Annotated in this window: 10 protein-coding genes and 2 pseudogenes; 4 read left to right on the top strand and 8 right to left on the bottom strand. The window is 58.5% G+C overall.

Annotated features, from left to right (window positions below):
- Positions 1-20: 20 nt before the first annotated feature.
- Entirely contained in the window at positions 21-2,783 is a 2,763-nt protein-coding gene (locus tag ACTJKX_RS27330; protein WP_440727150.1) for an HD domain-containing protein, read from the bottom strand.
- Positions 2,784-3,578: 795 nt separating this feature from the next.
- Between ACTJKX_RS27330 and ACTJKX_RS27335 the strand changes: the two genes are divergently transcribed.
- The 3 genes and pseudogenes from ACTJKX_RS27335 to ACTJKX_RS27345 all read left to right on the top strand — a co-directional run.
- Positions 3,579-4,712 carry a dsDNA nuclease domain-containing protein gene (locus ACTJKX_RS27335; RefSeq protein ID WP_440727151.1) on the top strand — a complete coding sequence of 378 codons (1,134 nt, stop codon included), beginning with the start codon at positions 3,579-3,581 and terminating at the stop codon, positions 4,710-4,712.
- A 33-nt stretch (positions 4,713-4,745) separates the two neighbouring features.
- Positions 4,746-6,473, top strand: coding sequence for a hypothetical protein (locus tag ACTJKX_RS27340; RefSeq protein ID WP_440727152.1), 1,728 nt, complete (start codon positions 4,746-4,748; stop codon positions 6,471-6,473).
- A 649-nt stretch (positions 6,474-7,122) separates the two neighbouring features.
- A pseudogene (locus ACTJKX_RS27345) lies at positions 7,123-7,658 on the top strand (helix-turn-helix domain-containing protein); the annotation flags it as partial.
- 257 nt (positions 7,659-7,915) lie between these two features.
- On the opposite strand, the gene ACTJKX_RS27350 reads toward ACTJKX_RS27345, so the two are convergent.
- Positions 7,916-8,941 carry an IS110 family transposase gene (locus tag ACTJKX_RS27350; RefSeq protein WP_440727153.1) on the bottom strand — a complete coding sequence of 342 codons (1,026 nt, stop codon included), beginning with the start codon at positions 8,939-8,941 and terminating at the stop codon, positions 7,916-7,918.
- A gap of 58 nt (positions 8,942-8,999) precedes the next feature.
- Here ACTJKX_RS27350 and ACTJKX_RS27355 point away from each other — a divergent pair.
- Positions 9,000-9,425, top strand: a pseudogene (locus ACTJKX_RS27355) (IS630 family transposase); the annotation flags it as partial.
- A gap of 12 nt (positions 9,426-9,437) precedes the next feature.
- Here the strand turns inward: ACTJKX_RS27355 and ACTJKX_RS27360 are convergent.
- The 6 genes from ACTJKX_RS27360 to narI form a co-directional block, all read right to left on the bottom strand.
- Complete coding sequence (locus tag ACTJKX_RS27360) at positions 9,438-10,628, bottom strand: NnrS family protein (protein ID WP_440727154.1); 1,191 nt, start codon at positions 10,626-10,628, stop codon at positions 9,438-9,440.
- A gap of 18 nt (positions 10,629-10,646) precedes the next feature.
- Entirely contained in the window at positions 10,647-11,120 is a 474-nt protein-coding gene (locus tag ACTJKX_RS27365; RefSeq protein ID WP_440727155.1) for a hypothetical protein, read from the bottom strand.
- Between the two features lie 44 nt (positions 11,121-11,164).
- Positions 11,165-11,734, bottom strand: a complete 570-nt coding sequence (locus tag ACTJKX_RS27370) for a DUF2478 domain-containing protein (RefSeq protein ID WP_149249000.1) — start codon at positions 11,732-11,734, stop codon at positions 11,165-11,167.
- Between the two features lie 152 nt (positions 11,735-11,886).
- Positions 11,887-12,192, bottom strand: coding sequence for a hypothetical protein (locus tag ACTJKX_RS27375; protein ID WP_311934288.1), 306 nt, complete (start codon positions 12,190-12,192; stop codon positions 11,887-11,889).
- A gap of 8 nt (positions 12,193-12,200) precedes the next feature.
- The gene (locus ACTJKX_RS27380) at positions 12,201-13,100 is read right to left on the bottom strand and encodes a peptidylprolyl isomerase (RefSeq protein WP_311934287.1); all 900 of its coding nucleotides are present in this window, start codon (positions 13,098-13,100) and stop codon (positions 12,201-12,203) included.
- 3 nt (positions 13,101-13,103) lie between these two features.
- Positions 13,104-13,880 carry a respiratory nitrate reductase subunit gamma gene (narI, locus tag ACTJKX_RS27385; RefSeq protein ID WP_311934286.1) on the bottom strand — a complete coding sequence of 259 codons (777 nt, stop codon included), beginning with the start codon at positions 13,878-13,880 and terminating at the stop codon, positions 13,104-13,106.
- Positions 13,881-13,890: the final 10 nt, after the last annotated feature.

Here is a 13,890-nt window from a genome sequence, read left to right on the forward strand (position 1 = left end):
CCTGGACGCGGATGCTTAGCTCAGGTTAGAGTCGCCGATAGCAGCGTGACCACGCTGGCCGGAGGGTAGCCCGCCTGATCCTCTCGAAGATCTGCGACAAAATCGGCAAGCCTTGCATACCTCCCTGACTGGGCCAGATCTTGGAAGTGAATTGCGAGCTTGCTGGACCGGCGGATCAGGACACGATGCCGTCCGAGAAACGCGTAGGGTTTATTCGCCGGAGCTTCGAAATCCCTTAGATAGATTGCACCAACCCAACGCCCTCCGACCTGAGCAAGTACATTGCCAGACCGCGAGGCATCGATCCGCTCGAGCTGTACAAGCTGTGTGCACGTATGACCAAACTGACCAGCCGGATTGTACAAGACCGTACTGTCGGGATCTGCGTCGAACAGCATGGATGCTGAGCGATCCGGCTGCATCACATAAATAGGCTCGGCTGTTCCCAAAAAGCAAGGCGAGAGGATTTCCCGTACGTATGGAATGCCTGCTTCACCTTCATTGTCGAGGGAGGCAATCCTGCCATCAGTCAATTTGACGTATGGTGTCTCCTGCATGAAAAGCGCCTTGCCTCTAAGCGAACCGAGCTGATCAGCCCGCGCATAGATTGGCTCACCGCCCGACAAGGGATAAAGTTTGAATGGCATGAGGTCCGGGAAATGTTTAGCGGCGATGGAAAGTTCATCGCCGGTGAATTGATCATGAACATTCCCCCCGTGCATCGCAGCTTGTTGGCGAAGCGCCGCAACGGTTGCTAGATCCCGCCCATTTGTGGCGTCCAGAAAAGCGCGGTACCCATCGTGAATGAGGCTGGTAATCTCCTTGGAGTACTCTTCCGACGATGCGTTCTCGATCAACTGGTGGCGATCGAGTGAATAAGTGACACCGTCTGGAGTGCCGCGATTGGCGAAGTAAGTGCCGACGCGGCCTAGATCGAAGCAAATGTGACGCACCCGCATCGCCGCTGCAAAGCCGCATACGGTGGATCGCGGATTTCGGATTCCTCCCAGGGCATTCATCACGGAGTTGGCGCGATCGCACAGGAAGGTCGGTTTGTCGTCCTCCATTCGGTAAGCAAGGAGCAGCGACAGTTCTGTCTTGCCCAGCGCACCGCGCCACCCAAAAAGCTGGAGGTCGCGTTCTTTGAGCACTCTATGTCGACTACCCAGTAATGCCTCATGAGGGACGTCCGGCAACGCCAGAGGTACGGAAACCTCCTCATCGTCAATACACAGGGTAACGGGGACATCTGAACAAAAGATCTCGGCGCATGCATTAGTGAAAACATCATCGACGATGATGTTAGGGTGCAGCTTCAGCCTTACGGACGTGCCACACGGGCGAGTAACGGGTCGGAAGACCGTGTATTCCTTTAGTTCACTGAGGGAGACGTCGAAAGCGATCCCAGTCGCCTGAGTTGCCCCCTCAGGATCACCGCGATAGGTCTCGAAGGAGGCGGTCTCGACACAAGCTGTTTCCGCGAGCGTAAAGACTGACCAGAAGCCAACGCCGAACCTGGCGATAGGCGCATAATTGCTGCTGGCATAACCAGGCTCGGCAGACCGACTGCTGCCTACGGTGAGAAGGTTGTTGAGGACAACACGCTCGTTCATCCCGCAACCATTATCCACAACCACGATCTCGCGACGCTCACGGTCAAATGTGACAATGACGTGGGGGCGATAACTATCTGCCGCACTCGAATTGTGTCGCCGGTACCGACAGGCCTCCACCGCATTTTGCAGCAGTTCGCGGATCACCGGGCCGCTTTCCCTCCATACAGCGCTCGAAGCAATCAGTTCGATAACATTGCGTTTATTGAGCCTTACACCCAGCCGTTCGAAGCGCCCGTTCACGAGCACAAGATTGCGGACAAAGGGTTCGGGGCGGATGCGAAGCCGCGCCACCTTCATTTGGCGGTCAAGATCGCAATAACCGCGTATCCAACCTTCCATTTGATCCAAGGTAAGGTGGGAAAGTGCTAGAACCTCCTCCTCGTCGAATGTGCCGGAGACGACGATCCGCCCGTCTGCATCAACCGCCAGACTGTCGCCAACGCAAACATGCTTCATGTTTTCCAGATAGGATATTCGCGCCTCTGGACTCGGATCGTTCTCGATAGCTGCGAGGACTCCATCAACCACGCGAGTGTCGCTAAATTCCAATGCATCCGCAGCACAGATAATGATGGCGAGTTGGCGTACGTCGACAAGTTTCTCCTCGGCCGCATAGGACTGAGGAATCGCGGCTTCGAGGTCGCCAATCGAGAGATTATGGGCGCGCATGATCTTATCGAGCGCGTCGACTAGGTTGACCGGCACGTGAAGGTTGCCACTGTTCTCGTAGACATAAAGCCCGCCGCGCTTCGAATGCTCGCGACGCAGATGTAATTGAAGGCGAGGGTCTGTTTCCCACCCTAAGGTCTGCGGAATGCCGAGTTGTGCAAGAAGTTTGTCGGCCTCTCCGGGAAATACTGTCATTCCGAGGTCATGGGCATAGGCGGCAAGGATTATGAGATAGATCTCAGCGGCACAGAATGCCGCGGGCCCTTCCCCATCCAGACATTCCGGGACAATGACCTGCTCGACCCGTCGAAGCACTCGAAAGCCATGATGAGCATCATGACGCGTATAGTAAGGAAAGTGATCGGCAGTACTCGCCAGTACTGGAGCAACGGCTTCAAGAAAGCTCGTCGCTCGATCGGCATAAGTAGTGTCGAGTTCGACCAAGCGTTGAAAGAGGCGTGTTGAGTGCAATTCGGTTAATGGCTCGCGAATATCCAATTGCAGTCTCCGGCAGGATTAATAGGCGCCCGTTTCGAACGTAAATCCAACGAGCTCCATTGAAGTTATTTACGTCGAGTCGTGCCCAGCGAGAACACATTTTGCGTGGTGAACATTAGCTTTCGTGGGGATATAAACACAGTGGAGCTAGCAATCGTATGATTCAATGGCGAAGGTGCGCTTACAATCTAAGAAAATCTTGCAGATCTCCATCCGTTCTCCGCCTAATTGGTAGCAAGCAGCAAGGGGTTCAGCTCGTTGCCCACGTTTTTGAATTCCGGCGAGGGTGTTATTCGAGCGGATTCGCTACCGCTGCAGGCAGCTCTGAGGTGGAAATGATCAGCACGAACAATGGGTTCTTCGGTAGACACGGAGAGCCTCGCAACCGAAATGTCAGCGGCCTTCCGCTGCTGCCCGAGCCGAATCTTTGGAAACTGCGCGACGAACGATGGCAGCCCCTGATTGCGGACAACCCGTTCGCGACCAATCCCCTACCCAAGGGGCCTGCTTCCGCTCCCCGGCTTTACCTATGTCGAGGATAAGGATGCGTTCGGCCGAGCTGAAGGCACTTTCCTGGCCGATATTCTCGCCCTGCCACAGCCGTGGCCACCAGCGGATTGAAACCAGGCGTCTTCGCGCCCAACGCCGTTCCAACCAACGCTGCGCTCGGCTCATGGGCTTGAGATTATACTTTCGGGATGTGGCGAAGAATTCCTTGCCCATCAGGCAAATGGGGACATAGATTGCAGTGAACTCGCGGGGGCGTTTCAATTGAATACTGCGTTACAAGAGGTCATGCTGGCCTTGAGTGACCCCGACATCGCAGAAAGTGGTGGGGCTCACAACCAGAAAGGGATCGAGTTCCAGAAGAACTGGGCCATCGTGAAGATGTTCGCCCTGAGAGAAAAAGCTGCGATCGACTTCCTGTTTCTGTTTGAGGCCGTCCAAGACGTCGCCATACTAAACTCTTCGACCACCCCAACGAGTATCGAAGTCTTTCAAGTCAAGAAGAAAGATCGCTTGGAATGGACGTGGGCTTCGCTCACGAATCTGCATGTGCCCGATGATCCTTCGAAGAAAGGGAAGAGCAAAGTTAAGAAAACGAAGCCGTTGGAGGGGATTGCCGACAGCCCACTCGGAAAACTCTCTGCTTCACTGTCCGGCTTTAAGACTTTGGAGACTTCAGGAGGTTTCATTTCTAACGCGGGATGTAACCTTGCTCTCTCTTCTGGTGGCAACGCAGCAACGTCCCTGCCGGTCGCGCTTTCCGAACTCCCATCACATTTCATCGATCTGCTTCAGGCTGCGCTCGACGCTGTGCAGAAGCCAGGCAGCGCAAAATCTGATCTGTCGAAGATTTTGCTCGAAAAGGTCGACGTGCCTGTAGATGACGCGCAGACCTACACCATAGGCATCGTTCACAAATATCTGGACAAAGTAAGCCCGATGCACGCCGGACAGGCGCGGTCGTTCGTCGAAAGCCTTCTGGCCAAACTCGGCCCTCTCGGAGCAAAGACGACAAAGGCTACGACGCTTGATGAGATGCGATCCAGGCACGGCTATAGCTTGGAGCAGTTGAACGCCGCATTGGGGGACCTCCAGCAGACGCCGGACGTTGATTTTCATCTCAAGCACTGGCTGGAACAGCTTGGGAAGGAGGGACTGGCGTTCTGGGAGGTTTCGCAGATACGCGCGGCGGCCACCGCGATTTTCAGCCGGAAGCTGTTTGGGAGCCTACTGCCCACCGATGTTGAGATTTCGACATGCTGCAATGCGTGGCTCGGGCTCAATAGGATCGGTACAGATCTCATGCCTGTTTTCGAAGGCGGGACCACCCATCTTCGCGCGGAATTTCCACTGGCCAAGAAGGCTGAACTTCAAGCTCATTTTTTGCTGAAAGCGATCGAGCAATGCGTGGACCCGAGCTAGCGCGTCTCGTCAGAAGCCTACGGACAAAGTCATATGAAAAACTTCAGATTCAAAAACATATGGTTGCTCTCAGAAAGCGAGCAGCGGGCAAGGTGGGAGAGCTTCAGTCCGAAAAAGACGTTGTTGGTGGGGATGAACCACACCGGCAAATCGAGCCTGATTAAATCGCTCTTCACCGCCCTTGGAGCCTTTCCCACTGGCGAACTCGATCGATGGAGCAAGGACGCGGCAGTTCTGGTCGAATTTTCCGTGGATGGCGTCGGCTACTATGCCGTCCAACAGCACAATCACCGCGGGCTTTTCGACGCCAATGGAAATCTGGAATTCACCTCGGCTAATGCGACCGACTGGGGGCGTAGGTTTGCCGATCTCGTTGGGTTCAATTTGGTTCTTACGGACCGGCAATTGAAGTCGGTGACTGGGGATGCGAGGACATTCTTCCTGCCATTCTACATCAACCAAGATGGAAGTTGGCTCGCTGCCTGGTCAACGTTTGCGAACTTGCAGCAGTACCAAAAGCCAGTCGACTCGGTGCTTGAGTATTTTACGGGCGTTAAACCGCCGGCCTACTATGAGCTCAATTCGCAGAAGCTCGTCCGCCAGAAGGAACTCGCCGACCTTAGAGGCGAAGAGAAGGTCATCAAAAGCATCAAGGACCGGTTCGGCAAGACAGTCCCCTTGGACGGCCCGAAGACGATGCCGGACATCTTCGGCCAGGACGTCGCACGGTTGACTGAGGAGGTCACGGCGCTGAACGCCGAGCAGGAACAACTCAGGAATACGCTCGTACGGGAGAAGGAAACCGCCGAGAGCCTAATCCTTCAGGTCAGAATGGCAGAACAGGCCCTTGCCCATTACGATAGCGATGCCGCGTTTCTGCAAACAGAGCCCCACGAGGTACTTGTTTGCCCGATCTGCCATGCCGAGCACGACAAGACCTTCATGGACATCCTGCGCTATTCCGAGGATGCTCGCATCCTTCGAAGCCTCGCCGTCCAATTGAAGGACGACTCTCGAAAGGCAAACGAAATCCTGGAGAAGTCGAAAGCTCGTCTCAGGACACTCGACAACAACTACAATCGGATCTCGGCGATTCTCGAGACCCGGCGCGGGGACCTGAGGTTGGACGATGTTGTCAAGGCCATGGGCGCTGAATCGGCGTTTGCTGCCTTTGAAGCCGAACTGGTTGAGCTCGAAGCGAGGATCAATCCCTTGGTGATCGAGATCGATAGATTAACCGCGCAGCTCGGTGAACTGACCAGCACCAGAAGATCCAAAGGTATCCTCACGACTTTCCGGACGTCTTATGCCGCCGCGTTACAGGCGCTCAATATGCCCCCCGTCGAGACCAAGGGGTTGAAACTGACCAGCCGCCCAAAGATTTCCGGGAGTGGAGGGCCACGGTCCGTATTGGCGTACTACGTGGCTCTCTGGCATACTTCGCTGAGCGAGTACGGTTCGTTCTCTATGCCCGCTGTCATTGACTCGCCGCAGCAACAAGGACAGGATGCGACCAACTTGCCGGTGATGATAGAGTATATTGCCACGAAATTACCGACTGACATGCAGGTGATCCTGGCGGTGGAAGCGCCGACTACCTTTCCCTTCGATAAAGTGATTGAACTCGACGAAGCCTATCATCTTCTGAGGGCAGACCAATACGCCCCTGTCTCTCATTTCCTACGTCCGTTTACCGACGCCATGTACGAGAAATTACTTGGCCAAGAGGATTCCGATGATCAGGAAGCCCCTTCGGAATAGGCATTATTCGGATCGCGTTTCTATCACTCGCGAGTATCCCGAGGCCTGACCTGGATCTCGTCGATCGGGACTGCGCTTTGTAAAAGCGACGGATCCTGCCGTCAGGACTTGATGGACGCGCATAAGGAGGTCGCTGGAGCGCCTGCAGGCCGATCCATTTGAGAGGCCTCCCGACCTGCTATCCCTCTTCCAACGCTGTGTGACCGACCGTTCACCGGTCAAACGCAAAAACCGCCCTGATGTTCAGATCAGGACGGTAATTGATTTATGACAGAATTGGTTGCGGGGGAGCGCAACCAAGCCTTACGCTGTGGCACGCCAGAGCGTCCGAAACCACCATATTTTGCGAGAAATTAAGACGCGGGTGATTACTGAAGTCATCCACATAAATACTAGTTTCTCAACTACTTTACTGGCCACCGTTGACTTCGTCATCTTGTGAAAAAGACATTTGCCGCGCGACCACCTGATCTTATTTCAGCCTCGCTGGAAACCTCACAAACATAGATCAAGTGCTACTAATCTTGACCGTCGCCTCCTCCAAAGCATGGGCCGGACCTAGAGCATGTCCTGCGATCGATGAATCGATTGTGATGTGACAGGTGGCTTGTGAGCTGATTCAACATCTGCTTTGTGGGAGAAGTTGATGATGGGAAGAGCCCTGAGCGGAGATCTACGGTCACGGGTCCTGAAGGCCTCGGCAGAAGGCATGTCGGCGCGTCAGGCTGCAGCGCGGTTCGGTGTCGGCGTTTCAAGTGCGATCCGCTGGATAGCACGAGCGAAGGTAGGCGAGTTGGCACCTCGGCGGCCTGGCCGTAGCCGGTCCTCCAGCCTCGATGTGCATGAAGCCTTCATCGTCGGGCTGATCGAAGAACGCAAGGACATCACGCTCAACGAGATGGTGCAACGGCTGGAGACCGAGCAATCGGTCGGGATCAGCCGCAGTGCCCTGAGCGCCTGGCTTCGTGGCCATGGCTGGACGTTCAAAAAAAGTCCGCACATGCGCTGGAGCAGGATCGGCCCGACATCCTGAAACGCCGCCAGGCTTGGTTCGACGGTCAACTCGATCTCGATCCGGCAAGGCTCGTTTTCATCGACGAGACGGGGCTGTCGACGAAGATGGCGCGCTTGCGCGGAAGAGCGCCCCGTGGCGAGCGTTGCCGAGCTGGCGTTCCCCATGGTCATGTGTGGACGCCCCTTCGGATGCAAGAAGAATCTCAAGGCAGGCGCTGCGCGTGATCGGGTGCTGCCATGTGTCCGGCCTCTGATGCGGCAAGCTCATGGCCGCGGGCCCGTATGGGAGTGCGAGGGTCGGGACCACATCATTGGAACGCGCTCGAAGCGCTTACCATGGGCCTGGTTCTCCTGACCCCGCCTCACCGACGTTGCGCCATACCTGTCCTTCGACCTCCTCACCCCCGACAGCCTCGCGCCCGCCCCGCTTATGCGGTGGCGACCGGAGCTCGATAAACTCCACCCTTCGTCAGCAACGCCCAGGCGACACGCGCATTCTTGTTGGCCAGCGCCACGATCACCAGCATCGGTGGCTTGCGGGCCAGCATGCGGCCGAGCCACGAACCGGCCGGCACGCCTTTTCGCTTGGCCCAGCGCACGACCGCGCTTGAGGCGATGATAAGGAGACGCCGCAGCGTCCGCTCGCCCATGCGTGAGGTGCGGCCGAGACGCTCCTTGCCGCCGGTCGAGCGCTGCACCGGCGTCAGACCGACCCAGGCCGCAAAATCTCGACCCGAGCGGAACGTCTCCGCCGGCGGCGCCAGCGCCTCAATCGCGGTGGCGATCAGTGGCCCGATGCCAGGGACCGTCATCAGCCTGCGAGCAACGTCGTCGGTCTTGGACCGCGCGGCAATCTCGGCATCGAGTGCGGCGGTTTGCTCCTGGAGATGGCGGAGCGCACCAACGAGTATGACGAGACAGCTGCGAGCCGCTTGCGGAAGATCTGAAGCGGGATCCTCGATCTGAGCGATCAATCGCTCGACGTGGAAGGGGCCTTGTGGCGCGATCAGACCATACTCGGACAGGTGACCACGGATTGCGTTGATCAGCTGTGTGCGCTGATTGATCAGTACGTCACGGGTGCGGAAGATCACGGCGGAGGCCTGTTTGGCCTCGCTCTTCACGGCCACGAAGCGCATCGTTGGGCGCTGAGCTGCCTCGCAGATCGCCTCAGCGTCGGCCGCATCATTCTTCTGGCGCTTCACGAACGGCTTCACATAGGCTGGTGCGATCAGCCTCACTTCGTGACCGAGCTTGCCGATCTCACGGCCCCAATAGTGAGCGCCGGGGCAAGCTTCCATCGTAACGAGGCAAGGCGGCTGAGCCGCGAAGAAACTCAGAACCTGTTCACGCCGCAGCTTTTTGCGGAGCACCGGCGCACCGGCGGTATCCGCGCCATGGGCCTGGAAGACATTCTTGGCCAGATCCAGGCCGATCATGCTAACATTTGTCACGGACGCTCTCCTTTGTGGCGCTGAAACACCACCACTTTGGCACATCGATGCCGTCGGGGGGCGTCCACCCCATCACTGGAAAACGACCACCTTCACCGGCGCGCTGCGGTTGACCGGAATGACTGCGCCCTTCGTCTATGACGGCGCCATGAACGGCAACGTATTCCTTGCCTATGTCGAGCAGGTCCTGGTCCCGACCCTTGAGCCCAACGACGTTGTCGTGATGGACAACCTGCCGGCCCACAAGGCTGCCGGCGTGCGTAATGCGATCGAGACGGCAGGTGCGAGCCTGCTCTACCTGCCGCCCTACAGCCCCGACTTCAACCCAATTGAAAATGCGTTCTCCAAACTCAAGGCGCTGCTACGGGCAAAGGCCGAAAGGACCATCGATGCCCTATGGGATGCGGTCGGCTCGATCATCCACCTCTTCAGCCCAACCGAATGCTCGAACTATTTCCAGGCAGCGGGCTATGAACCAACTTAAACAAGATACGCTCTAGGTTCGACGTGGAGGTCGCACGAGCATTGGTCCATATACCGTGGCGAAGCCAGCGAATGCAGCGACCCAGGCGATGGCGGCGCCATACATCATCGGTACCGAAAGGTTCGGCACGAACTCCATGGCGACGCGTAGCGCCATCGCAACCATCACCGCGAGATAGATGAACTGCGTGGCAGGCGAGGCTGCGAGGCCCCGTCCAGTATGGCCAAGCGTCGCCCTGGTCATCATGGCAAGGGTCATGGTGCCGATAGCGCCTATAGCCCAAACATGCACCGTAGCCGCCGGAGAAACGATGTCCGGTTTCACTGTATGCGCGCCCGCAACAAGGAAACCGAGCGTCACGAAGAAGAACCCGACATGGAGTACCAACACAAGCCGATCGGACCAGGCCACCCAGCCCCGCCAGCGAGACAGGCGCCAGAAATTCGCCAAGCCGGCGACCAGTGACAATATGCCAGTCAAGTTTCCATCTGGATCGGCAATCCACGAAATGAGAGCAAGCCCTGAAAGCAGCATGACCATTCCATCCGGCTTACCGAAAGGCGCCGGCCGCACCGCGATATTCTTCCTGGCAAGCCAGTTGTGCGTGAAGCTCGGCACGACCCGTCCGCCGATGAGCAGGATCAAGAAGACAATGAGAGCAAGCCCTGCACGTGCGAAAAAAACCGCGGTGCCGCTTGCGGTTGCCTCAAAGTGAAAGCCTGCATTTGCGACCGCCAGCGCGAGTACGAGAACGACCACCTTGATATTGCGCAGATTGCGCCCCGCAAAAACTTCGCGTGCCGCGACCGTGGCGAATATCAGAAGAAAGGCTGTGTCGAGCGATGCCGCCAATAGCCATCCGACCTTCGCCGAAAAGAAGACCGCGATCCGGCCCGAGATCCAAAGCCCGGCAAGCAAAGCAAGCGGCCAGCCGGCCACCGGTAACCGCCCGGTCCAGTTCGGGATCGCCGTGAGCAGAAAGCCAGCGACGACGGCAGAGCCGTAGCCGTAGATCATTTCGTGGACGTGCCAGTCCACCGGTGAAAAGGCTGTTGGAATGGCGATTTCGCCCGTGAAGAATGGCGGCCATACCGCGACGGCCGCCACAGCCCAGAGACCCGCAGCCAGGAAGAAGGGGCGAAAGCCGCGACTCCACAGTGCCGCGCCCTTCCACGATCTCTGCGTCTCCGCGGTGCGTCCCATGACGGATGCTCCCCTGCGTCAAAAGAAGATGAATCCGTGGGCACCGGCAACAGCCCAGAACGCGGTGAGAAACGCTAGCGCCAGCAGCAATTCGTGCAGGCGGCTGATACGACGCAATGTCGGCCCCGGCATCTGCCGCGCCCTGCTTTCGAACTTCGTCCGTGCCAGCGGCTCGATCACGAATAGCATGAGCATGAAGACGAGCCACAGGCCGAACATCGCCGTCATCCACCAGAATTCAGGCTCGATAAAGCGCTGCCAGAGGTCCAATCGGTAGGTCATCCAGAAGCCGGTGGCACCCGCCAACGGAATGGAAATCCGCACTTGCGCCGAGAAACGCTGCTCGACGCTTTCGAACAATGACAACGCCTCCTCCCCGGCCAACCGTACCCTGGCAAGCGGCAGGACTACCAGAGTCACGAAGGCCAACCCTCCGATCCAGTGGACAACGGCCAGGACATGAAGCGCCCGCGCCAGAACGATATCGTCCATTCCTTACCTCCGCCGACCACTGAACGGATGCCGTCCGGCAGGTTCTATGCCGCTCCGGCCAGCGGCCGATCAGTCGGCCCGCCGCCGGGCCATGGAGACTGAGCCACCGGCGGCCGACAGCCCTCGGGTTCCGACATGTCGACCACACATGCGAGGTCGCCTGCGAATTGACGAAAGGCCGCGAGATTGACCAGCGGCACACCGATCAGGACAGGCACGCCAAGTTCGAGCGCGCTGGCCATCAGCGTCCTGAAGCCGCCACCTTCGACCTCGGCCTTGCCGAATTTGCAAAGAACCAGAATGTCAGTCTCCCCGCCCAGACCCGCCATCGCCGCGTCACAGGCCCGCAGCAGCCGGTCGGGGTTAAGCACGCAGCCGCGAGCCTCGGGACCACGATCATCGGAAATCGGGTGCAGGCCACCGGTCGCAAGATCATGAAGAAACATGTCGCATTTGGCACGGCCCGGCTTCGGCTGGCTGTGCTGGATTAGGCCCGCTAACCGCAGACCGGTCTGGGCCATTTGCCCCACGATATCCCGCAGAAAAATCTCAAACTCCGAACCACTGGAATAGACAATTCCCGTGATGGCATAATCCGGATGCACGAACAGCATGGTGAAGTTCCTCTTGAAAAAACCGCTGCGCCGGCGAACCGGGGCACATGGCGCCACCACGTGGAACCCGGCCGCTCATGGCGGCCGCACGGCCATGCGAGCGCCACCGCAATGCATCCTGGCGCATGGAAGAAGAAAGGCCATCGCGGGAGTCACGCCGGAACGTGGGCGTGAACGGGCTCCGGCACCTTCGGCAGGACTTTATCGAGGATCGCACGCAGGGCGGCGAGACCCGGATCTTCCGCACTGTTCATGATGCCGACGAGTTGCAGCCAGTGATCATCGGACGCGGTGTCGAGAAAGCCGCGAACCGCCGACGCGATGAGTTCGGCAGGGGCGCGCGCCTCGGCGTCCGCGGCCACAGCCAGCCGCCTCAATAGCGAGGGCTCGCCGAGAGCTCCGACGAGATTGAGAGCCGCCGTTGGATCATCGAGTGATTCAATCAGTCGTCCGAACATCGTGAGCCTCATTGTACCAATGGGGAGGAGGCACCATCGAGCGTAATGCCCCGGATATCGGCTCTGCCGATCAGCAGGGCGATATATTGCGCGGTGGCCCGGCGGCGGACATGCTCGTTGAGGTAATTGCCGATACGCTCGTGCACAGCCTCGAACGGCAGTTGCCGCCCCTTCATCCGCCGCCTCATGCGGATGAGATGGATACCGTAGCGTGTCTCCACCGGTGCGGAGATTTCACCGGGACGGAGCGTCACCAGCGCCGCCTCAAATTCCGGTGTGGTGTCGCCCGATCCAATCTGCCCGAGATTGCCGCCGAGTGTCGCCGATGGACAGTCGGAGCAATCGCGTGCCAGACCTTCGAAGCGGTCCGGATTCACCGCCAGCAACGCCGCAAGCGACAACGCCTTCTCACGACCGGCCGCAAAACCCGCGCTGTCATCGCGCAGGGCAGCGATCAGAATATGATCGGCCTCGTACAAGGCCGGCGTCATGAAGCGGCTGCGATTGTTCTGATAGAAGCGACGCAACACCGTCTCGTCCGCTCGTGGGAGAGCAACCTCGCGTTCCACAAGCACACGGATCAAGGCATCTTCGACAGTCTCGATTCGTCCGTCCGCATCGGTCGCCTGCTCTGCGGAAACGCCGAGGCGGCGCGCTTCCTGCAGTAGTACCTCACGGATGACGAGAGCCTGCGCGGCGGCGCGCCAGCCCTCTCCGGGATTGCGCGCCGGGAAGTTCTGGACCTCGGCGGCTATCGCCTTCCTGGAAATGGCGATGCCGTTGACGGTGACCGGCGGCATGGCCACCCGTCCCGGTGACGGAGCGGTACTGACAGCGGCAGGTCCATGAACGTGAGGCTGCCCGCAATCCGTTCGCTTGGCCGAATGATCGATGATCAGGGTCGTCATGGCTTACTCCGCGGATTGCTGTGCGCGAGAGGCGGGCATTGCACGCGTGCCAGGCTGATGCAGGGAGGGCGGCATCGCCCGCTCCGGCCGCGTGGTAAAACGCGTGCGGACCACCTGATAGCCCGGCCGCCCCACATACCAGACAGGCGCACTCCAGACATGAACGAGGCGGGTGAAGGGAAAGACGAGAAAGATCGTCATGCCCAGGATCAAATGCGCCTTGAAGATGGGGTGGACGTCGGCGACAAAGGCAGCGGCCGCAGGCTGCAGCGTAAGAATGCCCTGCGCCCAGTTCATGAACTTCACCATCTCGTGTCCGTCCATGTGCCCGAGCGACACGAAGATCGTGGACAGCCCAAGCGTGAGCTGCAACCAGAGCAGGAGCAGGATGGCGATGTCGCCGAAGCTCGATGTCGCGCGGATGCGCGCATCGAACAGGCGCCGATGAGCCAGCAGCGCAATGCCGATGAAGCAGGCGATACCAGCGATGCCTCCGACCATGATAGCGAGGCCCTGCTTGAAGCCATGGCTGATGCCAAGCGTATCGAAGACCCAGATCGGCGTGAGCAGGCCGACGAAGTGGCCGGCAAATATCACCAGAATGCCGATGTGGAACAGGTTGGACCCCCATTTAAGTTGGCGTTTGCGCAGGAGCTGCGAGGATCCGGTCTTCCAGGTATATTGCTCGCGCTCGAAGCGCAGCAGGCTGCCTAGTAGGAAAACCGTCAGACAGAGATAGGGATACCAGCCAAAGAGTACGCTATCGATGATCTCGAACATGGGATGTTCC

Source organism: Labrys sp. 22185, assembly GCF_052045555.1.
Taxonomy (GTDB): domain Bacteria; phylum Pseudomonadota; class Alphaproteobacteria; order Rhizobiales; family Labraceae; genus Labrys; species Labrys neptuniae.

Bases quoted from the DNA above. Each gene is read 5' to 3' on its own strand.
- ACTJKX_RS27335 (WP_440727151.1), top strand. From the start codon at position 3,579: ATGCTGGCCTTGAGTGACCCCGACATCGCAGAAAGTGGTGGGGCTCAC.
- ACTJKX_RS27340 (WP_440727152.1), top strand. From the start codon at position 4,746: ATGAAAAACTTCAGATTCAAAAACATATGGTTGCTCTCAGAAAGCGAG.
- ACTJKX_RS27360 (WP_440727154.1), bottom strand. From the start codon at position 10,628: ATGGGACGCACCGCGGAGACGCAGAGATCGTGGAAGGGCGCGGCACTG.
- ACTJKX_RS27365 (WP_440727155.1), bottom strand. From the start codon at position 11,120: ATGGACGATATCGTTCTGGCGCGGGCGCTTCATGTCCTGGCCGTTGTC.
- ACTJKX_RS27370 (WP_149249000.1), bottom strand. From the start codon at position 11,734: ATGCTGTTCGTGCATCCGGATTATGCCATCACGGGAATTGTCTATTCC.
- ACTJKX_RS27375 (WP_311934288.1), bottom strand. From the start codon at position 12,192: ATGTTCGGACGACTGATTGAATCACTCGATGATCCAACGGCGGCTCTC.
- ACTJKX_RS27380 (WP_311934287.1), bottom strand. From the start codon at position 13,100: ATGACGACCCTGATCATCGATCATTCGGCCAAGCGAACGGATTGCGGG.
- narI (WP_311934286.1), bottom strand. From the start codon at position 13,880: ATGTTCGAGATCATCGATAGCGTACTCTTTGGCTGGTATCCCTATCTC.